The sequence below is a fragment of the Ruegeria sp. CDSA193 genome (genome assembly GCF_059611885.1).
Genome location: NZ_JBXWPN010000009.1, coordinates 67930 through 88939 on the forward strand (window position 1 = coordinate 67930; position 21010 = coordinate 88939).

The following is a 21010-nucleotide window of genomic DNA, read 5'->3' on the forward strand; positions in this document are numbered from 1 at the left end:
TCGACACAGGGTGCTTTTCACCTCCACAAGGGTGTTACGCCACTAAAGAGGGAAAAACCATGCGCTTGCTTTCTATACTTATTGTGACGGTTCTATTCACAACCGGCGCGGTTGCCCAAACAATCGACAGGATAACAAAAAACAACGAAATCCGATTTGGTTTTCGAACAGATGCTGCTCCGTTGTCTTACATTAACGACCAAGGTCGCCCATTTGGTCTGTCGCCGTTGATTTGCGATCATGTAGCGAAGGTAGTTGCGCAGAAACTGGAATTGAAGGATTTGAATGTTCAGTTCATTCCGGTCGACTCTAAGGATCGTTTCGACAAAGTAGCTTCCGGAGAGGTGGATATGCTCTGCGGGGCAGCGTCGATTACACTTTCCCGACGCGAAATTGTTGATTTCTCAATTCCAACTTATGTCGATGGCACGTCCATATTGTTACCAATCGAGGCTGAGGGCACCATGGGTGCACTCGCGGGAAAGAAGGTTGGAATGAGAAGCAGCACAACAACAGAAGCGTCCGTTCTGAATTCATTTGAAGCTGCAGGTGTCGACGCAGAAATGGTGCGGTTCGCTTCACACCCAGACGGTATCAAAGCACTTCGAGACGGTGAAATTGACGCCTATTTTGCAGATCAGTCGATTTTGCTGGTCAACTACATTGCTGCGGGACTAAAGGGCAAATTCAAACTATCCCAGGAAATACTGACGATAGAAAAGCAAGGATTGGCCATCGCGAGGGGTGACGATAACTTTCGACTCGTTGTCGATAGTATTCTGTCAGAAATGTATGCTCAGGGCACAATGGAAGAGATATTTCGTCTCGCTTTGCCGGGGGTGGAGCCGAGCGAAGCACTAAAAGCTCTGTATGTTTTCGCCCCCATTAATCCCTGAAGCTTGTCGCGCAAAACAGTTTTGTCGGGAGTTAATCGCCCTGCACAATAGAAGCTGGCCTTGTAAGCAAATTGACGGCTCAAGCCAGCTTGACCAATGACCATGTTTTACTAAATGATCCTCCATTTGGCAGGCCAGTTGCCAGAATCACGGTCTTAGGCGATCCTTCGATAAATTGAAGGATCGCAATATGTTTAGATATATAATATTTGCTCTCAGTTTAAGCACATCTAACGCCCTGTTCGCACAAGAGGCGTCCGATACTGTTGCAACGGAAGTTACGTCTGAAACTTCATCCGACCTTTTATCTGATGCTGAGTTGCAAACTTTGGTCGCCCCGGTGGCTCTTTTTCCCGACACTCTACTCATACAGATATTCGTTGCGGCCACTCAGCCACTGGAGATTGTTAAAGCAGAACGGTATTTGTTGGATAACGCCGACCGCGACCCCGTAGAGCTCGAGCCGGAAATCGAAGCTATGGGCTGGGATCCGTCTGTAAGTGTATTGGCCACGGCGTTCCCCGAAGTCGTCGGTCAAATGGCCACCCACATCGATTGGACCGAGACAGTCGGCACCGCCATGCTGGCCCAGTCCGACGATGTACTGGATGCGGTGCAGGTAATGCGGGATCAGGCAATTGACAGCGGAGCTCTTGTTTCCGGGCCCGAGCAAACTGTCGAGGTATCTGATGAAGAAACGGTTGTAATTACTCCGACACAACCCGAAACAGTGTACGTCCCGCAATATAATCCCGAGACTGTCTATACCGGCCCGTCGACCGGGGACGTAGTGGGCGCGGCCTTGCTGACATTTGGCACCGTGGCGCTGATCGACGAGATTTTCGACGATGACGACGATTGGTATGACTATTGGGGGTGCCGGAATTGCGGCGGATGGGGCGGTGGCCCGATATACAGAAACCCGGACATCGACATAGACGTCGACGGCAACGTCAATATCGGTAACGATATAGATCTTGGTGACCGAACTGATATCGGATGGAAACCCGATCCTGACCGAAAAAAGGAAGCCCGGGACAAGATCGCTGATCACAAAAGGCCGGAAGGTGGTCGCGGCGACCTGCCTGTCGACCGCCCCGAGGGTCGCACGGACGAACTCCGCGCAAAACTGAGCCGTGAATCCGGTGCTGCAGACATCAGCAGGGGAGGCGCGGCAGCAGTTGCAGCCGGTGCAGGGGCGGGGGCTATCGCGAGCGGTGCTCTGGCCAATCGAGGTAGTGGGGGCAAGTCCTTGCCGCAGGTGAATCGCGGTAACGTTGATCGGGACAAGGCTGCTGCCAAGCAGCAGGCCATCGATCGGACTAAACGGCCAGATGCGGCGAAGAAGCCTGTCAAAAAGAAACCGCAAGCAGCTAAGAAACCTCAGGTAAAAAAGGCCACGGCTCAGCAAAAACCCGCTGCGTCCAAAGGTAAGGCTATGAAGAAAAAATCTTCAGGCGGCAAAGCTCACAAGGCGTCCAAACGGGGACATGCTGCCAAAGGCAAGGGGAGGCGGTAACATGCGTAAATCGGTTTTTTCTATTTTAGTGATCGCAGTGGCTACTGGACCGGCGTTTTCCGACGGTGCCCTGTTCGAAACTCCGCAAACCGCGCTGGACGCTTTTGTCGAAGCGTTAAGGGCCGATGACCAGAACAAGCTGCTCGAGATTTTCGGACCAGAGGCAGAAGATCTAATCGGAACGGGTGATCCGGTGGAAGATCAGCAAAGAAGGCAGGAAGTGCTTGGCATGTATGCTGAGGGATACCGCTTTCAGCCCGAGGATGATGGGGTTTTTCTTCTGCTTGGCGAAGATAGTTGGCCCTTTCCGATCCCAATTCTGCAAGCTGAGAATGGTTGGAAGTTTGATTTAGAAGCCGGGGTAGAGGAGCTTTCCGCCCGTGAAATCGGACTGAATGAATTGGAAGTAATCGAAACGCTTGAGGCCTATGTTGATCTTCAGGCGGCGTTTCGTCTTGTGGACCACAATGGCGATGGCGTCATGGAATTTGCCCAAACGATCATATCGGATCCCGGCGCACGAAACGGCCTCTTCTGGCCAGAAGAAGACAGTTTTGTCGGTGAAGCCCTTGCCCGCGCCACCGCCTCGGGGTGGAGCGACGGTGCGGATGATTTCGAACCCGAACCTTTCCTCGGTTACTACTTCGCAATTTTGCAGGGGCAGGGACCAAATGCTCCGGGTGGTGCCTATTCCTATTTTGTCGGCGATCGGTTCGTGGCAGGTCACGCCTTGCTTGCGGTGCCTGCGGACTACGGAGAAACGGGTATCCATTCTTTTCTCGTGGGTGAAAACGGCACCGTGTTCGAGGCGGACTTTGGGCCGGATACGCTTGAAAGAACAGCTGAGATATCGACCTATGATCCCGGCCCAAATTGGTCACCAGCCGAGTAAATTTAGATTGGCGGCGACGCTTTGTTGCCGGGCTTTGGTTTGACCGCTTTGTTGCCGCGTGCAGGTGTAGATTGAATGCAATTCTCGACTTAAGTGGCAATGGTTCGGGAAGGATCGATTTTGGGAAATCTAATTAATCGATGAAATAATTGCCCTTGATTCAATTCGACCCAATTTGCCCGCTATGGTTTGACCGAATGGCCGCTTTGTCCCGCACTCCAGACCTCCGTGCGCCGTGCAGCATTGCTTCTGCAGCGAATGTCTTCTCTGACGGGCCACGCTGCAGCATCGCCAATATCGGGCGAAGGTCTGGATTGGGCTGGTTCAGCCAGGCGACGGGTCATAATGAGCTCGGATCTTGCAAAACATCCGAACTCCGTTGTGAGCCCTTCTTCTCCAACCTCCTGCGATGTAGCGAATATTGGCTTCGATAGATGCGGCATGCATTGAAACAAAGTAGTCGGGGTTCCGTCCAACGTTTGTGCCACGTGAGGAATCCGTGATCGACTTTGAACTTGCGTTGGTCAAACTCAGTTGCTCATACGATAATGCTTTAGTACCAGCGGATAATTCGACGGAAAACTCCAGACTGCTTCGCCTGTGGCGCGAACAAGTCCACGCGCCTGAGGGTCTCGGCCTGTAAGCAGAGTAAGGAACAAGTCACTGCTGGCCCACGGTGAAGACCGGAAATACCAATGACCATTTCCTGCACTGGCCTCTTCAGCCCTGGTCACGTCGATGATGTGCAGGGATTTGATCTCTGACAGTCGGCTCTGGAAGATCGATGCGTTTATTGCTTCGTCAGAAACCTGACCCAGGCGATCCCTTCCGAAAACGAACCGCGACATGGCCAGCGCTGAATCGGTTTGCGACTGATAAAGTGTCACATCTGAAACCGCATCCAGCAGGCCGTCTTCAATCGCCTGTAGAAAGTAGCTGCGATCAAGGTCGCTACTGATCAGAATCAAATGCCCCAGCCGCGGTTTAGGGCTCGACCGAAGTGCAATCTGGTAAGCTGTTTCAAATGCGAGTCTCGAACCTGCGCTGTATCCTATGAGATGAATGCGGCGCGCGCTTGTGTGCTTTGACAGGTATTCGATAAGGGATCGAAGGTTGCGGCGCGTCGACAACGCGGATTCTTGATCACGAAAATACGCGAGCCGATGGGGTGTTGCAGGCCAGTTGTAGCTGATGAATGCGCCCTGATAGCCCAGAAAATGCTGTAACTCTTTGGAAACAAGCGTCGAGTAATCAAAATCGACGTTGTAGCCATGGATGTAGATGAAGATGTCTTTGTTGCGAGAGGATGCAAGTTGATCCTCAATCTTCTTGGCAAAACGACGACCGACCGCCTCCATATCTTGTTGTGACGGAGGGTCTTCAAGATAACGCGTGACACTAAATGGCATGACGCCAATCTCTTGGACCTGAGAGACGCTGAGAAAATAGTCCTTTGCTCGCTGGCTTGTCATGGTGATGCGACGAAGATCTTCCCATGACTCCAATGGCGGGTCGATCTGCACATCGGCAACACCGGTGCGCAAAAGGTGACCGCGTTCATTATTATAGAAGGCTTGTGGGTCGTCAGGAACTGCAGGCAATCGATCTGTCGCATAGAACAGCTGCGAGCGCTGATTGAAATTTTCGGCAGTGATATCAACGAAAGGGTCAAAGGCGGCCTCGGCGTAGACCGTTGGCGAGGGCATCAACTCAACTTCGTCATAAATATTTGCTCCGCAAGCGGCGAGTGCACAGCAAGAACACGCGATTACCAAATGCAGAGCCTGAGCAATCAGTCGCCTGCTTGTTCCTTTCGTCAAATGTTTGCGCCAGATTGTTCGACCTCGGCCCTTATTGTCGGTCACACGCCTGTGGGCATCACCGCTTACGTCCCGGAGCAACTCAAGGATCCCCGATCTGTTTGTGTTTGGTGTCGCCATCTTTCGCATCATGCCGGTACTCAGAAGCTGTAAGTCACACCCAACACGGGCCCCGATTGTGAAAGCTTGAACCTGTCTTGACCTTCACCTTTGTCGACCATGATGTAGCGATAGCCTGCACGCAGATTCCACTTTGGGGTGATGGCATAACCTACCGTCGCTATGAACTGCGCCGTTTCGCGGTCTGAGCGAAACCCACCATAGTCGGCCAAGGCTACGGCCGACCACCGGTCATTGATCTGATACAGGATACGGGCCGCGATCAGAGGGTCTAACCAATCATCGCTGGTCTTTGCACTTGGCGGCGGGGTGAGCCCACCGACCAGAGTGATTGTACTGCTTGTCGCAAACCAACGAAACCCGCCCCCTAAATCCACTGCCAGGTTTTGGGCCTGATAGGCTGTGTAAGCGGCATACCCACTGAAGAACTGAGTCTGCAGACTGGTTTCAGCGCCGCTGAACACCGGGCCGGGGGTATCACCGTCAAAGGACAGGTCTGTGCGCATGTAATCCGCGATCAGCGACCATCGGCCATTTCGCGCCTCAAGTGTACCCATGAATGCTAGATCAAGGTTTTTAACCGCATCACTGAAGCTCAGCTCCGACTCCAGCGAGCCAATGGTTGTCTTGGTGTCTGCGCCGTAAATGTAGAAGCTGCCGTAAAAGCCCCAATCGGATTGCTGTGCCACAACTTCTGATCCGCCGAGGAGCGTCGTCGCCGCAACTAGAAAACTGCCGACGATGCTTCGTCTTTGTATCCACTCCATGGCCTGCTCCCCTTTTCTACCTATCCCGAGTTTGAAGCGCGGCAAAAGTATGTTGCGCCTTATTCCTGTTACGCTTCACAATCGCATTCGACCGGGTCGAGTATCGGAACAGATGCCTCGTGGCGATTCAGTTCGCGGATGCGAAAATCGGAAGGTGTTTGTCCGGTCCATTTCTTGAATGCTCGTGTCATAGCGGTTGCGTCAGAATACCCTAGCTGATCGGCGATATCGCCCACTGACGTCTCAGACCTGGAAAGCAGGTGTTTAGCACGGTCGCATTTGGCTTCGGTGACTATGCGCGACAGTGATGTCCCATAAGCCGCAAGTCGGCGATTGAGAACAGCACCACGAGCACCGCATGCCCTGGCAAGCGCCGTAACTGAAAAGTCATTTCGCCCAACCATTGAGTTGGCAACGCTCTGGAGCGAACTCAGTAAGTCTGTTGGTACCGGGTTTTTGTCGTCCTGGCCTGCCGGAATGCCATCAGCGGCGGTTCGGTTAACCAAATCATGCAGAAGCCAGGGGCTTGGGAAGCGGAAGGAATACCCGTCTGGGCCCGCACCTACTGCCCTGATACCATAGAAGTATGACGGGAGCAGATCAGGACGGTTCACCCGAACAAGAACCTTGTTCGCTTCCCAATTCTGACCAGCGGTTTCATGCAGTAACGTGGCCCACCGGCTGATCTGAAACGCATCCATATAGGCTGGAGAGCAGTGCGGCGTGAACCTGCGCTTAGCAGAAAGCACCGCGTAATCTCCAGAGACATCTAGTGTCATCGTGACCGCATTTGTATTGTTGCCTGCATGAACGCAGAACCTGCCGATGAAATCAGCCAGGGAATTGGCGGTCCGAAAGGCCTGCCCAAATGGGGATGAAACGGTCGGATCTGAAGTCTGGCCAACCAGTGCTGGAAAATCTGGTGATGTGTTTTGCGCGACGGCTTCGAACACGGCGTAGATCGTATCGTGTGGAATGAAGCAATTTGGGGCGCTCAACTCTGAAAACGAAAGATCGAAACCTGCAAGGAGGTCTTCTACGGATCGACCGGATTCCCGATAAGCCACCAACAGCGGTAAGAGAACCCGCCCGCGCGCAAGTGGCGGTGTCCTGTGCTGAGTATTTCCGTCCTGGCCCGTCATCATACACCTTACACGTGCTGCAATGGATAGATTGAGCACATCAAATATAGTCCGGCACGGTTTGTGGTGTCCCTGACATGTGTCAAAGCTAAAGCCACTATTTGAATTGATAAAGTCAGGCTCCAGCTGGCAAGGTTTGAGAGTACAGAGCCTTACCATCCGCTGATCTCAGTCTAAAATTTGACATCCCAACAAGAATGATTGGTCAGCCGCATGGGCGTAAAACAAGAAGAATATCAGACAGGTTGGTCAATGCGCGTTTGCAACCTGTCATTTTGAACCAGTTTTCCGACACGGTTGTTCCAATCGGTCAGGGTATACATTCGAGTTTTGTGTTTTGTTGAAAAACAACGACCATGGTTCCAATTGTAGAGTTTCTGCAAACCACCAATTGAGGGGCGTGAGAATGCCCGCCTGAGCAGGTGTCGGGACCATCAAGCAATGTATTGCAATAATTGGTTAGTGGAGCGGCAAATGATCAATCACACGCGCAAATGCTGGAAGCTGGCGGCCTTGGCTGCAGCGTTGGGGAGCTCCGCGACGGCTCAGAGCTTTGATACCACAGTTGATGCACTTGCCGAGACATACGAGGTGCCGGTCACAATAAGTAACTTTGTTCGGGCTGCGACTGACAACGAATTGAAAACGTATGACAGGCTGGCCGGAGGCGTAAACCAGTTCTTCCACTTCAATGAACCCACGCCCATCGACAATCAGCCCACTATCCGGATGAACCGGGACACACTCTATAGCGTTGCGGTTATCGACATCAGCAAAGGCGCAACCTTGACACTGCCCGATGTGGGCGACCGGTACATGACAACGATGGTGGTCAATCAGAACCATTTCATCAATGAAGTATTTGATGGTGGTGGTGTGTTTCAGCTCGACATGGACACATTTGACACCCCCTACGTGCTTGTTTTCATGAGAATACTGGTGGATGCCGAGAGTCCGGAGGACATCGCGGCAGTCAACACAATTCAGGACGGGTTCACTATCGAAGCTGCCTCGGCAACGCCCTTCGAGATGCCCAATTATGACACCGAAAGCTTCGCGGCCGTGCGTCAGGCCGCGATTGAGTTGGGCAGGTTTGCAACAGACAGCGTTCGGACCTTTGGCACGGCAGAACACGTCGACCCGTTGCGCCATTTCTTGGGCACCGCAGCCGGCTTTGGAGGTCTACCAGAAGAAGAAGCCTTTTATCTCAATATCGAGCCCGGCCTGCCGCTCGGCGAATACTATATCCAGGTGCCGGCGGATGTTCCCGTAAACGCATTCTGGTCCGTGAGCCTGTACAATGCAGACGGATTCTTTGAACTCAATTCCCTCGACGCCTACGTGGTCAACTCGGTTTCGGGCACCCAGAACGACGATGGCAGTGTGACCGTGCATTTCGGCGGTTGCGACGATGGCCGCGTGAACTGCCTTCCAATCATGGACGGCTGGAACTACGCCGTGCGCTTGTATCAGCCCGGTTCCGAGGTCATCGACGGAAGTTGGGTATTCCCGACCGTGCAACCCGTGAACTGAATGACAGGATGCAAAAATGAAGAAGCTTTTTCTGGCAATCGCCCTGACACTCCCGACAGGGGTCTGGGCCGAGGACGTGGTTGATGTGACCGTGGACAATCTCGTGCGCGCGGAAACCGACCATATGTTCCGCACCAACATGAGTAATCTCGGCTTGGTCGTTGGCGAGTTAGGGCATATGCGCGAAGCCACAACACCTGACAATCAGCCGGTGATCCGAATGAACCAGGATACGCTTTACTCTGCGGTTCTGCTCGATTTGACCGAACCCGTCGAAGTTGCGCTCCCCGAGGCGGATGGCCGTTACATCTCGATGCATGTCATCAACCAGGATCATTTCATGTACGCCGAGGCAACGCCCGGCACGTACCTGATCACCAAAGAAGACCTTGGTACGCCTTTCGGATTCATTGCCTTCCGCACTTTTGTAGATGTAACTGACCCACAAGACATCGCTGCGGCGCGGGCGGCGCAGGATCAGATTGTTGTCAGTGGCGGTGGAACTGGTCCGTTTGATGCGCCCAACTGGAATACCGAACAACTTGCCGTAGCGCGTCAGGCAATCAGCGATTTGTCCCTGCTGGGCATCGATACGTCGCGTGCCTTTGGTAGAGCCAAAGAGGACGTTGACCCGGTTCAGTTTCTGGTTGGGGCGCTCTCGGGTTGGGGCGGCTTGCCCCCAGAGGCAGCGATTTACCTGTTGGGCGCGGTCGATGCGAACGATGGAGAAACGCCACACGCGGTTATAGTTAAGGATGTCCCGGTTCGGGCGTTCTGGTCGGTGACCGTCTATAATGGCGAGGGTTTCCTGGCTGCTAATGATCTGGGTGTTAACAGCTACAACGGCTATACGGCCCAAGCCGCGGAAGACGGATCAGTCACACTCCATTTTGGTGGGTGCGACGACGGCCGCGTGAACTGCCTTCCGATCACTCCGGGCTGGAACTATGCTGTCCGCCTTTACGAGCCAGAGGATGCAATCCTGAGCGGTAGTTGGTCGTTCCCGACGGTGGAACCGATCAACTAGGCCACTCGCCCATCCCGCCTTTCAAAAAGGAGTACACGGCCATGCGTCGATCCCATGCACTTGTGGGGCTGTTTTTTGCAGCCAGCGTAGCAACCTCAACCGTTGCAGACGAGGCCGCCGATTTGGCCCAGGAACTGGCCAACCCGCTTGCTGCCATCATCTCGGTTCCGTTTCAGTTGAACTATGATGATAACCTGGGTGTCTCTGATCAGGGGTCGCGCACCACGTTGAACTTTCAGCCAGTCGTGCCCTTTGAACTTAACAATGACCTTAACCTGATCACCCGTACTATCATTCCTTACATCTGGCAGGAAGACATTGTCCCGGGGACGCGCCAGGAAGGGGTCGGCGATATTCTGTTCTCCGCATGGTTTTCTCCGACAGGAACAGGGGATCTGACATGGGGCATTGGTCCGGTTGTGCGGTTACCGACCTTTAGCGACGTGTCAAGCGACACCTGGGCCGCCGGGATCACCGGCATTGCCCTGCGTCAGACCGGGCCGTGGACCTATGGTGCGCTGGCCAATCATCTGTGGGATCTGGAGAGCAATCCCGAAACCCCCACGAATGTGAGTTTTCTCCAGCCTTTTCTTGCTTACTCCACTGAAGGTGCCTGGACCTATTCGCTTCAAAGCGAAAGCACCTATGACTGGGAGGCTGAAGCCTGGGCCGTGCCTATAAACGCTTCGGTTTCAAGATTGGTGCAATGGGGGGCGGTGCCGGTCAATTTACAAGCCGGGGTCGGCCATTGGCTGGAGGCACCCGAGGTCGGTGCGGAGGGCGTTCGTTTTCGCCTCCAAGCCCAAGTCGTCGTTCCCAGAAGGCGCTGACGTTTAGCGCAGGCTCTGATTGTTAAATGCGAAAGTCAGGGAGTCTTGATGGCAGAGCAGATGATAGGCAATGGTGCAAGCGCATGTCGAGCTCGCACCTAATCTTCAGAAGTTGCAATCGCCTCAAGCTAGGTCGCATACATCGGTGCTTTGATAAGGCAATGGTAGTACCTCCATCAGTCCAGGAAGAAAGGATCTAGAAGTCGTAAATTCCGTAAAGCAATCCTTGGCCCGCGCGCTGCGAAAGACTGCTTTGCCCGACTGTGTGAATTGACCGTTCCAGCCTCGCTGCGCGTTGCACCAATGGCCGGTTTCATCGCCGCGTCACAGCGCCAGATTTCGAGCGCATGTAGCATTTCTTCCGTTGCGAGCGCGCGCAGCGAAAAATAACAATGACCGGGTTGGGCTCAAAGCCGTCATCTGACAGTTTTGTAAGGTTCAAACGATCAGAAGTGGTGGTCGATGTCTGCTGTGCGGACAAATATGCCCCTGGTATTCTCCGCCCGAATGACCGCTTTGTGATCGCGGCGAAAAACATCTCTGGCGGAAAGTAGGCCTTCGGTGGTGATGTAAAACTGAACGGTTGCTGGATAAGATCAAACCTTCAATCTGACAGAAACAGTAGACTTCTTTCTGTGGAGAAAGCCTCTGATTGAGTTATGTAAATTGCAAGATTATCGAAGTCCTTTTGATCTGTTTGAAACGAACCCACGTTGTTGGCTTCGATTACTGATTGATGGACCAAACCAAGGTTAAGAGGCCAAGAAGGTTTTTCCGTGAGGACCAAAGGCGGCAATTGCCCAGCACCTGCATTCCGAATTTCTCTGGTAGGAAACTGAAAACACCGCATTTTCAGTTCCTGAGTCTCTAGTATCCGGACCTGATACCGAGAGGCTTCCAAACAATAAAGCCAAGCCATCTTTTCGTATGGAAATACCGTTCATCCAACGTTCACATTCTATATATGCGCTTTTCATCTCTGCGAGCCATATTGTCCTACTGAAATTAAACACCGTTGGTTCACAGAAACAACCGACGAGCAGGGGATCGTCTGTGACAAAGACTGGAAGTAGGTCAGCGCAACGCAAGTTGAGAATTTTTCGCTACCTAACCTGCGCCGTTTTATTGGCTTTCACTTTTCTGATTGGCGGCAGCCAATTCAATAAAGCAGCGGCGCAAACTGCTAGTTTCAGGTCTGTTGATACGAATTCTGACGGTGTTTTGAGCTTGAATGAGCTGTCCGCCGCCTTTGGAAAAGTTGGTGCGCGGCGGCTTCTTGAAGACATTGATCGCAACCGAGACAATCGCATCACGATCCTTGAGTTACGGTGGGGAACAAAAAACAAGATAGGTAGCACTGGTGACCGCGGCGGTCGTGGAGATCGAACTAAAGGTCAAGATGATCGCGGATCTAATTACGAAGGGGCTAGTGAACGGGATGGAGACGATGACCGTGGCGACGATCGGAACGATGATGACTGACCGAAAACCGTTCGTTTGCGCACTCTAAGTGACTGTCCGCAAGGACAAACCGGAGATCGAACTAGCATCAGATTGCTTTGAGACAGAAACGAGGACCCTGAAAAGTGTTCATTTGCCGTTCATTCGTTTGCATGCCAATCCTTCATTCCACTTTGCAAATGTTCTCACATCACTTTGGCAAAACGATTTCACTGAACAGCCAGTTACGGAGCAATGCATGACACAGTTTTCCCAAACCTCGCCTATTGCCTGCGAAATCGCAAAATGGGCGTTTACAACCCGCAGAGTTGACCGGTCCGATGTACATGGACTTTCCGCGCAGTTGGATACTGCAAAGGCAGGGGATCTTATCCTCTGTGAGATTGCCGAGATTGGTCATCACAAGAAAATCCAATTAGCGGAACGTCGCGCCTCTGTCAGTTACCCAGGCGATTACGTTGTTCTATGCTTGGGTGACCGATACGCACCAGACCAATTTCTTGCCAGCGCGGTGATTGATGATGATCTTATCGATCTCGTTGCCGGTGGCGGCGTCGCAGGTCGCGTAGACGCCGCGCATGATTGCATGGATGATCCAACACGGTTAAAGCCAATCGGCCTTTTGACCAATGCCAAGGGTCAGGTGATCAACGTGGCAGATTATGCGTTACCATCGATGCCGACCAACGAGCGCGTAACGGTCATTGGTGTTTTTGGAGCCTCAATGAATTCAGGAAAAACTACAGCCGCATCAAGCCTTGGCCATGGGTTGATGCGTTCTGGATATGCCGTCGCCGGTGTCAAAGCCACCGGAACCGGGGCCTTTGGTGACTTCAACAGTTTCGAAGATGGGGGCGCGCCAGCTCTTGATTTCACTGACGTAGGAATGGCGACCACGTATCGAATGCCATTTGAAGCGATCGAATCCGGATTTGATACACTGGTTGCAACTGCAGCGTCGCGCGGTGCCGAAGTCGTGGTTGTCGAGATCGCTGATGGCGTCTTCCAGCAGGAAACACGGGCAATCTTACAATCCTCACGCATTCGGGATCGATTGGACGGCATTTTATTCGCTGCGCCGGACGCGCTGAGTGCGTTGGGCGGTGTAACCGTTCTAAATAATGTGGGTCTCAGCCCATTTGCGGTATCCGGAAAGGTCAGTTGTTCCCCGTTGGCTGCTGCTGAAGCTGCAGAAGTAACCAGCCGCCCAATTTTAACACGCGAAGATCTTTGGTCGCCAGCGATTATCGCCCAACATGTTGCACCGTTGATGCGACACGACCGCGAAGATGTGGCCGCATGAACCCCCTCCCAAGACTGGCCACAAGGGACCGCATCATTGATGCGGTCCTCGTGGTATCCTGTGGAATCGTGCAGGCTATTGCGCTTGCTTTCGCAGCGTTTGCTACACGAGATGCTTTTACGGCACTTCACGCTGGGGATGTACTTGCAACAAATACTGTCTTGCAACTGGGGGTCTCCGGTACCGTCGCAGCAGCATGCCTCTTCTTTTCACGATATCGGGCAGAAGCGCTTGGCCAGAGTTACACAATTTCACTGCGCCGGACGCTTTATCGACAGATTGCGCGACTTCCAAAGTCCCGACATGAAAAACGCCGAGTTGGAGCGTTGTCCCTAAGGTTTGTCGGTGACTTATCTGCAGCGCGACTTTGGTTTGGTCGCGGATTGCCGGATGCATGGTCTGCAATGATTGTGATCCCTGGCGCGGTATCCATTCTCTATTTTCTCGACCCTATGCTTGCGATCAATGGTATCGCCTCGCTGAGTGTTGCACTGGTCGCAATGGGGTTGCTGGCCTGGCATCTCGTTCGGCGCCATCAAAAACTTCGTCGAAATCGAGCCAACATTGCTATTTCCATGATTGAACGCATTTCTATCGCACCTGAATTAGACCTGATGGGTCGAACCGACCGTGAACTGCGCAAGCTTGACAAACAGGGCGCATGTTTGCGCAGTGATGCGCTGGCACGTCGCGGTAGAACAACCAGCCTGCAGGCGGTCTTGCAGCTGGGTGTGGCGTTAACCGCTCTGCTGATGCTTTGGCAGGCCAGTCGGTACGCCATTGCTCCGTCGACAGTTGCAGCTTGCCTGTCGGTATTGGCGTTGATTGCCCTTCCGTTACAAAATCTGGCTGAGGCGTGGGACCAATATTGCGCGTGGAGGGTCGCCCGTGAAAAAGCCGAGATGCTGCTTTCGGAACCAGAAGTGACCAGATCTGCAATAAACCAAAACGATCCGATTACCATCAAGGTGGCCGGAGAGCTTGATCAGGAGCCTATCTCATTTGTGGCTCCGCCGGGATCAGTTTCCAAATTAACAGATATACATGCAAACAGCCTCGCGCGTATCATCGCCGGGCTAGACGCAAACGATGGCATTGATGTCTGTTATGGTGGGGGAGTTAGTACCCCGAAGATCGCCTTTATCGGAGACAACCATGTTGGACTTCAGGGAAGTTTGCGACGATCCGCAACGCTGAGCTGTCGGAGACGACCGAGCGATCTGAGGATAGCAACAGTTATGCGAGTTTTTGGGCTGTCCGATCTCCTCGCGGCGCCCCGCGGCCTAGATCAACGGTTGGCGGAGAACGGTAAAGGTCTTTTGCCACTCCAGACTCTGCAATTGGATCTCGTGCGCGCTGTTCTCGGCAAAGCTGATGTCGTCATCATCGCGTCAGTCAGGTGGATGTCATGCTGGCATCACACGGTCGAATTGCTCGAAACTCTGCAGGAGTTTTCTTCGGCCACCATCATTTTGGCCGAACACGCCATCCCGCTTAGTTTAGAACAGAATTCAAGGGTTATTTGATATGCGTTCATCTACTCTATTTGGGATTTATGCCGCTGTACTGATCGGTTTTTTGGGTGGGTTAGCGGGCCTGACCCTATACAGTCTCGAAAAAACCCGATGGTGGGATGCCCGAATTTCCTTGGCCCATGAGTCATATGGCCTGCATCTGAGGCTTGAGGCGGACCTATACCGTCTGTTCAAGCAACACGGTGACGCACTTCTTATTGGCGATCGGGATGATGGGATCAGCGAGACAGAGCTGCAGGAGAAAATCGCCCAGACTTTGGATGCAATCCGAAAGACCATTGCCCGGGAAATTCAGATGGTCGGCGAAGAGGAGTTCGAAGAACTGGAGCTTCTCGATGAGATTGAAGACGATATAGAAGCTGTCAATGCAGCCATCGCGAACCTTTCAGAGGCTGGTAGCCCGATTGAGACATTTGTGCGGATCGAGCGTCTGGCCGCCCTGCTGGACGGGGACATTGATGACGAACTGGATCAAAAAATTCAGGCCGCGCTTGATGAGGAAGTGGAAGAGGTTGAAGAAGTTTTGGCCGAAGCAGCAGCCTTTCGTGAATGGAATGAACGATTGGTTTACGTGATCGTTCTTGCGGCCATAGGTGTGTTGCTGGTGGCCCTTGTATCGTTCAACCGCCAAATCAGAAAACCACTTACGTTGCTTGCAGACGGCGTTGGGCGCCTGCGAAGAGCCGATTATTCGAAGCCCGTAGATCTTGGTGGTAGCCGTGAATTCAGGGAATTAGGCATTGTTCTGAATAGCATGGCGGAAGGCTTGGCTGCCCGAGAAGCAAGTCGCGCCGAGCAAAAGAGGCAACTTGAAGAAACGGTTGCTGCCAGAACGTTCGAGCTTCAACAACTTATCGACAAACTTGAAATGGGGGAAGAGAACCGCAAACGATTGATGGCCGATATTAGTCACGAGTTGCGAACGCCACTGGCAATTATCCTTGGAGAGGCCGACGTTACTTTAAGGACATCAGACACATTGTCAGAGGATACTTCCGACTCACTCGCCCGTATTCGGGATTCCGCAAAGCACACCAATCAAATCGTTGATGACATGCTAACCGTCGCTCGGTTCGAGGCGGGTCAGCTTAGGCTGGATCGCAAGAAAACGGATCTACGAAAAGTGGTGCGAGATGCCGTGGCGATGTTCCCTGATCCGGTGCAGGTCGAAAGCCCAGAATGTATGGTAAAGGCTTCGGTCGATGAGGTTCGGCTTCGCCAGTCAGTACTCGCGTTGTTGCAAAATGCACGACGATATGGAGGCCCAACAATCAGCGCAATACTGGAAGAAGGGCTCGCGTCTTGCTCGATCACAATCGAAGACGACGGTCCCGGCCTGAGCGCAGCGGAAAAATCCCAGGCATTCGACCGGTTCTTTCGGGGCTCAAACGCCTCGGGGCAGGGGATCGAGGGAAGCGGTCTGGGGCTTCCAGTCGTTAAATCGATTGTCGAAGCCCATGGTGGGACCGTTGACCTTCAAGATCGCCAGGAGGGCGGGTTGAAAATCATTATAACGCTGCCCAAAGAACCCCTAATGAAAATTGTACAAACCGATGTTCGACGAGAAACGGGCTAATGCCTGTCTGTTTCAGAAGCAAATTGCAAAACCATAAAACCTCACGCAGCTTTGCCATACATGGTTTCAGACAGAGAGAAAACTGAGGCACACTATGAATATTCTACTTGTCGAGGACGAAACACGCGTAGCTGACTTCATACGCCGCGGATTGTCTGCTGAAGGTTGGTCCATAGATCATGCACCAAGCGGGGAAGATGCTTTGGAGCACGTAGCATCCGGCAATTATGATATTATCTTGTTGGATCTGATGTTGCCGGGAATTCAGGGACAAGATGTTTGTCGCAAGCTACGTGCCCGAAAGTCAAAGATCCCTATCCTGATGTTGACCGCCTTGGATAGCCCTGAGGAACGGGTAGAAGGATTGAAGATTGGTGCAGACGACTATCTTCCTAAACCCTTTGATTTCGACGAACTCATCGCTCGGATAGAAGCGTTGCACCGCCGCGCCAACAGCTATGCAAATAATCTCAGCAACACGGTGATTACATGCGGAGCACTTACATTTGACAAGCAATCCCTTCAGGTCGCTGTCGAAGGTCAAGAAATCCAGCTGTCGAAGAAAGAGCGCGACCTTCTCCTTTTGTTTTTGACCAATGTTGGGCGCGTATTATCAAGAGAGCGGATTCTGAATTCAGTTTGGGGAATGAATGAAGATCCATTGACCAATGTTGTAGATGTCTATGTCGGGCGCCTCAGACGCAAGATCGGTGCAGATGGTCAGAGGATCGTGACCCTCAGAAACGTCGGATACCGCATGAGCTGAATACTTCGTTTGTGGATCAGTCGAAGATGTACCTTCATTAAAGAGGCCTAGATATTGCGCAAGGTTGAATAGCTTTGCTCCGGCTCTTGAGCGATCTCAGGATTTGAGAAGAAAACACTCAAGAAACTTTCTTGCCCACTTTGTGTAAGAGAATTCAGCATGCCGACCAATGCCAACAAGACGCTTTACATCTGTGTGAGCCAAGGTCTCAATTAAAGCCGCTATGCAATTTCGAATTTAATTGAAACAGTCAACCCAGGTGAGTTGTTTGTCGCCGCTAAGAGCGCCGAATGATGATCTGCTAGAGCCTTCACCAGCGCCAAACCCAATCCATTCCCAACACTGGTTCGTTCACTTTCTAACTTATAGAAAGGAACAAATAGCTTGCCCAGTGTGTTTTCGGGAACACCAGGGCCATCGTCAATAACCGAGAGCGTAATGGTGCTTTCTTCTTGTTCAACAGTCAGGAGAATCCTGGAATGATCCGGACAATGATCAATTGAGTTCTGCAGAAGGTTTGCACAGAGCTGTTTCAACATACCTTCATCACCTTCGATTAGTGTACGCCCTGATTGGTTATCCACAAAAATAAGACTTTGGTCCTTAACTTCCGCAAGTGGAATCATGTTTTCAACTGTTTCTCTACCCAATCTATTTAAATCCAGATAGCTGAACGCTTTGGGGCCGCCTCCTTCTTCAATACGGTCGATCCTCAAAGCTGTTTGGAAGGTCCATTTGAGACGATCAAGTTCAGATTGAATTTGGTCAATCGGTTCTAAGGATCGACCTTCCGATTGTAGAGAATCCTTCGCTTTCTGAAGTGCTATATAAGCATGAGTGAGCGGGCTTTTCAGATCATGCGCAATTGCTGCAGCGGCTGATCGGGTCGTTGACATCAAAGCCGTCAGTTTGTCGAGATGAGACCCAGATTGGCGGCCTTCTTGTCCAACGCGACATACACAAAAATGTTTGGGTTTTTGTCCAGTGGGCGAACCAGATGAAACTGTTTGCCAAGTGTAATCAGAATGTCTTCGATGGTATCGTTGAGTTTCAAAGCTTCGATTGCCTGCAGCTTAGCGCGGACAACTTCAACATTCGCGGCGCCTGCGGTATCAAGATCAAACTTGGAACCGCCCTCTGTGCCTAAAACAAGACCGGTATCGCTGTCGACGAGGCACGCCCCCAGAAGACCTTTGATTTCACTTAGTTTAGAAATGTCCAATGACATGTTTGGCTCCTTTTTGGCCTTGGAATAGTTGGTCTGACCTGCACCAAATGCACGATTGTCCGGGCGGGCTTTGTTGTTTGCGGGCGGAATGGTGATGACGTGTTTTTGAATCAGGCCAAATCTTTCGTTAAATCTGGCCAGCACAGAGGTGGCGTCACCTTTGGATTTCGACATTTTCTATCTAATTCTCGCTGTGATTGTGGAGGTACAATGTCGACCTGTATGTCTGTCACTTCGAACTGCTTGGGCATGAAGAAACAGCTGATCAATTAATCTGTCATCCAAACCAGGGAGGGCGTTGGTCCTCCGATGGGTGTGACACTTGGGATCAGATGTCACTTTCAGAACTGATGTACTTAGGTTGCGAGAGAGATTGTGGCCTCTGTGCAAAAAAACCAGTGCTGCAATGCAGGCAAAGACTAAGTATTGGGCAGTGTTGGTTGAAAAAGCCAAAACACTTTCGGGGCCCAGAAAGAATGCCGGCCACAGATGCCCAATTTCAAAAAGAACGCCAGCCAAAACGGGTAAAACAGAACTCAGCACAAGACCCTCGCCTCGTTACTAATCAACTAAGCTGTCCGTAGAATACCGGGAGTTTTAACTGACCTTTCAGACATCTTAAAAATTTGTAAGGATTTGTTTTTCGTTGGTGTGAAGTGAAGTCTAAGGCGCAAATGACTCGTTAACTGGCCCTGCGAGCATTCAGACGCCGACGTGGTTCAGAACGAGATGAACAACAGTTCCTAATTGGCAACTGTGTGCACATTACCGACCTTCGTGCAGAGTGCAGCATCTGTTTCTTGGGTCTCGTTGCAGGCCGCGGCCTTCGTTTTGCGGTCATTCGCATCAGTGTCATCCACTCAAGCCGATCTTGCGGGTGCTGCTTCGGATGGTTATGATAGGAATGCTTCTAGGGAAAGCCTCCAGGTCCGCGGAAAGCTGTCATCGGCATCTCTATCAACAATACGACAGCCTTATTTCGGTATGTCTCATGCTCGGATTCAGCGGACCATCGAGCCAAAAGTGAGGACACCGATGGCAAAATCCCTGGACCAATTGCGCCGCGATGCCAAAGCACTTCGCAAAGCCTATGAAGCAGGCGAATTACGCGCCCGTCAACGCATCGCAAACTATCCACCTCGACCGGAGGCAACAGCACTCAGGCACTCGGACTATTTGCACGTAATTGCGTGCGAGAACAGTTTTCCGACCTGGCCTGCCTTAAAGTTCGCAGCCGAACTACTAGGCATGGACAAAGCCGCCAAACGGCAGCGCCTGAAACTGGCTCTCGCTCAGGGTCATTTTACGGCTGTTGATCAACTTCTGGCTGACGCGCCCGATCTGGCTGACGGAGATTTCGGGCTGTGTCTGGCCCTTTATCGCAAGTCGGATGTGTTGGAATTTCTCAACCAAACGCCGAAACTGGCGACCCAGTTTATTGGCGATCTGGCGCCGCCTTTGACGATCCTCGCCCGGTCCAAGTGGATTCATCGCGCATCCGGGCTGGCCAATGACATGCTTGATATCGCAAAGGCCCTTTTGGAATCCGGTGCTGATGTTGATCTTGGTGCGCCGGTCTACCATGGCAACGACTACAAGCTATCACCGCTCTACTTCGCCATAGGCCATTCGGACAATATGGTTCTTGGGCAATGGCTGCTGGAGAACGGCGCAAATCCGAACGACGGCGAGAGCCTTTATCACTCAACCGAGCTGGGTCATCATAAGGGATTGCAACTGCTTCTGGATCATGGCGCCGACCCGAAGGGGACAAACGCATTGCTGCGCGCGATGGACTTCCATGACACAACGGCGGTTCAGATGCTTCTCGACCACGGGGCTAAAGTAGATGAATTTGACGGGACGCATGTTGGCGGCGAGGCACCGTGGGTCGTCCCTGCGCTACACCAGGCGGCGCGAAGGATGGCCACGCCAGATATGGTCGAGCTTCTTCTTGAAAATGGAGCCGATCTGAATCGGCCCTTTGAAAACACTACGCCCTATGCTTATGCGCGGGTATTTGGAAATGTCAGTTTGGCGAGGATGCTCGAAGAGCGCGGCGCAGATACGACCTTGAGTGAAATCGAAACTACATTGAGTGCCGTTGCCGATGGCGTTCAGCCGCCATGCAACCTTGACCCAGACAAGATACCTGACGCTTACCGCAATATCATTCGAATGATATTGCACATCCCGGGAAAACTGGATCACGTTCGACGACTGGTCGCCGTAGGAGTTGAATATGACCTTCCAGATACCGAAGGATTGACACCGGTGCAGGTTGCCGGATGGGAGGGCTTGCCAGACGTCATGGAGTACCTTCTGTCGTTAAAGCCAGACCTGACACATGTGAACGGCTATGGAGGAACACTTCTGTCCACAGTTATTCATGGGTCAGAGAACTGCCCGCAGAGATTAGACCGCGACTATACTCGGTGCCTGTGTCTGGCATTGCGGGAAGGCGTCGCTCTTCCGCGCCGTGCCATAGAACTGGCAAGCCAAGATGCCGTATCCGAGTTTTTGTCAGATTGGGCGGAGCTATATCCCGAGCAAGTTGTCGACGGTGGTATCGCCTAAACTGGTTTATGCGATCAT

At 52.3% G+C, this 21010-nt stretch carries 17 protein-coding genes; 12 read left to right on the top strand and 5 right to left on the bottom strand.

Translation table 11 applies throughout. The annotated features are described in order from the left end of the window. The first annotated feature begins 59 nt into the window (after window positions 1–59). The 3 genes from AC2FLG_RS16690 (at window position 60) to AC2FLG_RS16700 (ending at window position 3307) form a co-directional block, all read left to right on the top strand. Window positions 60–896, top strand: coding sequence for an amino acid ABC transporter substrate-binding protein (locus AC2FLG_RS16690; RefSeq protein ID WP_496692140.1), 837 nt, complete (start codon window positions 60–62; stop codon window positions 894–896). Window positions 897–1086: 190 nt separating this feature from the next. After that, a complete protein-coding gene (locus AC2FLG_RS16695) occupies window positions 1087–2415 on the top strand; it encodes a DUF3300 domain-containing protein (RefSeq protein WP_496692141.1) in 1329 nt (442 codons plus the stop codon). A gap of 1 nt (window position 2416) precedes the next feature. Then, window positions 2417–3307 carry a DUF2950 family protein gene (locus AC2FLG_RS16700; protein ID WP_496707147.1) on the top strand — a complete coding sequence of 297 codons (891 nt, stop codon included), beginning with the start codon at window positions 2417–2419 and terminating at the stop codon, window positions 3305–3307. 530 nt (window positions 3308–3837) lie between these two features. Here the strand turns inward: AC2FLG_RS16700 and AC2FLG_RS16705 are convergent. From AC2FLG_RS16705 to AC2FLG_RS16715, 3 genes are all read right to left on the bottom strand, one after another. Next, a complete protein-coding gene (locus tag AC2FLG_RS16705; protein WP_496702883.1) occupies window positions 3838–5172 on the bottom strand; it encodes an alpha/beta hydrolase in 1335 nt (444 codons plus the stop codon). Between the two features lie 95 nt (window positions 5173–5267). Next, a complete protein-coding gene (locus AC2FLG_RS16710) occupies window positions 5268–6014 on the bottom strand; it encodes an outer membrane protein (RefSeq protein ID WP_496707149.1) in 747 nt (248 codons plus the stop codon). A gap of 68 nt (window positions 6015–6082) precedes the next feature. Then, window positions 6083–7156: an AraC family transcriptional regulator gene (locus tag AC2FLG_RS16715; protein ID WP_496707151.1), complete on the bottom strand. Its 1074-nt coding sequence runs from the start codon at window positions 7154–7156 to the stop codon at window positions 6083–6085. Window positions 7157–7630: 474 nt separating this feature from the next. Here AC2FLG_RS16715 and AC2FLG_RS16720 point away from each other — a divergent pair, with 474 nt between their 5' ends. From AC2FLG_RS16720 to AC2FLG_RS16755, 8 genes are all read left to right on the top strand, one after another. Beyond that, on the top strand, window positions 7631–8689 hold the full coding sequence (locus AC2FLG_RS16720) for a DUF1214 domain-containing protein (protein ID WP_496692146.1): 1059 nt from the start codon (window positions 7631–7633) through the stop codon (window positions 8687–8689). 16 nt (window positions 8690–8705) lie between these two features. Further along, complete coding sequence (locus AC2FLG_RS16725; RefSeq protein ID WP_496707153.1) at window positions 8706–9716, top strand: DUF1254 domain-containing protein; 1011 nt, start codon at window positions 8706–8708, stop codon at window positions 9714–9716. Between the two features lie 41 nt (window positions 9717–9757). Continuing rightward, window positions 9758–10546, top strand: a complete 789-nt coding sequence (locus AC2FLG_RS16730; RefSeq protein ID WP_496707155.1) for a transporter — start codon at window positions 9758–9760, stop codon at window positions 10544–10546. Window positions 10547–11599: 1053 nt separating this feature from the next. After that, on the top strand, window positions 11600–12028 hold the full coding sequence (locus tag AC2FLG_RS16735; RefSeq protein ID WP_496703672.1) for an EF-hand domain-containing protein: 429 nt from the start codon (window positions 11600–11602) through the stop codon (window positions 12026–12028). A 217-nt stretch (window positions 12029–12245) separates the two neighbouring features. Further along, window positions 12246–13310 carry a hypothetical protein gene (locus tag AC2FLG_RS16740; RefSeq protein ID WP_496702896.1) on the top strand — a complete coding sequence of 355 codons (1065 nt, stop codon included), beginning with the start codon at window positions 12246–12248 and terminating at the stop codon, window positions 13308–13310. Further along, window positions 13307–14836: an ABC transporter transmembrane domain-containing protein gene (locus AC2FLG_RS16745; protein WP_496707158.1), complete on the top strand. Its 1530-nt coding sequence runs from the start codon at window positions 13307–13309 to the stop codon at window positions 14834–14836. The genes AC2FLG_RS16740 and AC2FLG_RS16745 overlap by 4 nt, the downstream gene beginning before the upstream one ends. Window position 14837: 1 nt before the next feature. Next, the gene (locus AC2FLG_RS16750; RefSeq protein ID WP_496707163.1) at window positions 14838–16421 is read left to right on the top strand and encodes a sensor histidine kinase; all 1584 of its coding nucleotides are present in this window, start codon (window positions 14838–14840) and stop codon (window positions 16419–16421) included. Window positions 16422–16515: 94 nt separating this feature from the next. Continuing rightward, window positions 16516–17187: a response regulator transcription factor gene (locus AC2FLG_RS16755; RefSeq protein ID WP_496692155.1), complete on the top strand. Its 672-nt coding sequence runs from the start codon at window positions 16516–16518 to the stop codon at window positions 17185–17187. 221 nt (window positions 17188–17408) lie between these two features. Here the strand turns inward: AC2FLG_RS16755 and AC2FLG_RS16760 are convergent, their stop codons facing one another. Together AC2FLG_RS16760 and AC2FLG_RS16765 are read right to left on the bottom strand one after the other, a co-directional pair. Beyond that, window positions 17409–18083, bottom strand: a complete 675-nt coding sequence (locus tag AC2FLG_RS16760; RefSeq protein WP_496707165.1) for a sensor histidine kinase — start codon at window positions 18081–18083, stop codon at window positions 17409–17411. 8 nt (window positions 18084–18091) lie between these two features. Further along, complete coding sequence (locus tag AC2FLG_RS16765) at window positions 18092–18589, bottom strand: hypothetical protein (RefSeq protein ID WP_496707169.1); 498 nt, start codon at window positions 18587–18589, stop codon at window positions 18092–18094. Between the two features lie 861 nt (window positions 18590–19450). On the opposite strand from AC2FLG_RS16765, the gene AC2FLG_RS16770 reads away from it, so the two are divergent. Then, window positions 19451–20992: an ankyrin repeat domain-containing protein gene (locus tag AC2FLG_RS16770; protein WP_496707171.1), complete on the top strand. Its 1542-nt coding sequence runs from the start codon at window positions 19451–19453 to the stop codon at window positions 20990–20992. Window positions 20993–21010: the final 18 nt, after the last annotated feature.

What these genes read in the sequence shown, in the direction of transcription:
- AC2FLG_RS16690 (WP_496692140.1), top strand. Translation starts at nt 60, where the DNA reads ATGCGCTTGCTTTCTATACTTATTGTGACGGTTCTATTCACAACCGGC.
- AC2FLG_RS16695 (WP_496692141.1), top strand. Translation starts at nt 1,087, where the DNA reads ATGTTTAGATATATAATATTTGCTCTCAGTTTAAGCACATCTAACGCC.
- AC2FLG_RS16700 (WP_496707147.1), top strand. Translation starts at nt 2,417, where the DNA reads ATGCGTAAATCGGTTTTTTCTATTTTAGTGATCGCAGTGGCTACTGGA.
- AC2FLG_RS16710 (WP_496707149.1), bottom strand. Translation starts at nt 6,014, where the DNA reads ATGGAGTGGATACAAAGACGAAGCATCGTCGGCAGTTTTCTAGTTGCG.
- AC2FLG_RS16715 (WP_496707151.1), bottom strand. Translation starts at nt 7,156, where the DNA reads ATGACGGGCCAGGACGGAAATACTCAGCACAGGACACCGCCACTTGCG.
- AC2FLG_RS16720 (WP_496692146.1), top strand. Translation starts at nt 7,631, where the DNA reads ATGATCAATCACACGCGCAAATGCTGGAAGCTGGCGGCCTTGGCTGCA.
- AC2FLG_RS16725 (WP_496707153.1), top strand. Translation starts at nt 8,706, where the DNA reads ATGAAGAAGCTTTTTCTGGCAATCGCCCTGACACTCCCGACAGGGGTC.
- AC2FLG_RS16730 (WP_496707155.1), top strand. Translation starts at nt 9,758, where the DNA reads ATGCGTCGATCCCATGCACTTGTGGGGCTGTTTTTTGCAGCCAGCGTA.
- AC2FLG_RS16740 (WP_496702896.1), top strand. Translation starts at nt 12,246, where the DNA reads ATGACACAGTTTTCCCAAACCTCGCCTATTGCCTGCGAAATCGCAAAA.
- AC2FLG_RS16745 (WP_496707158.1), top strand. Translation starts at nt 13,307, where the DNA reads ATGAACCCCCTCCCAAGACTGGCCACAAGGGACCGCATCATTGATGCG.
- AC2FLG_RS16750 (WP_496707163.1), top strand. Translation starts at nt 14,838, where the DNA reads ATGCGTTCATCTACTCTATTTGGGATTTATGCCGCTGTACTGATCGGT.
- AC2FLG_RS16755 (WP_496692155.1), top strand. Translation starts at nt 16,516, where the DNA reads ATGAATATTCTACTTGTCGAGGACGAAACACGCGTAGCTGACTTCATA.
- AC2FLG_RS16760 (WP_496707165.1), bottom strand. Translation starts at nt 18,083, where the DNA reads ATGTCAACGACCCGATCAGCCGCTGCAGCAATTGCGCATGATCTGAAA.
- AC2FLG_RS16765 (WP_496707169.1), bottom strand. Translation starts at nt 18,589, where the DNA reads ATGTCGAAATCCAAAGGTGACGCCACCTCTGTGCTGGCCAGATTTAAC.
- AC2FLG_RS16770 (WP_496707171.1), top strand. Translation starts at nt 19,451, where the DNA reads ATGGCAAAATCCCTGGACCAATTGCGCCGCGATGCCAAAGCACTTCGC.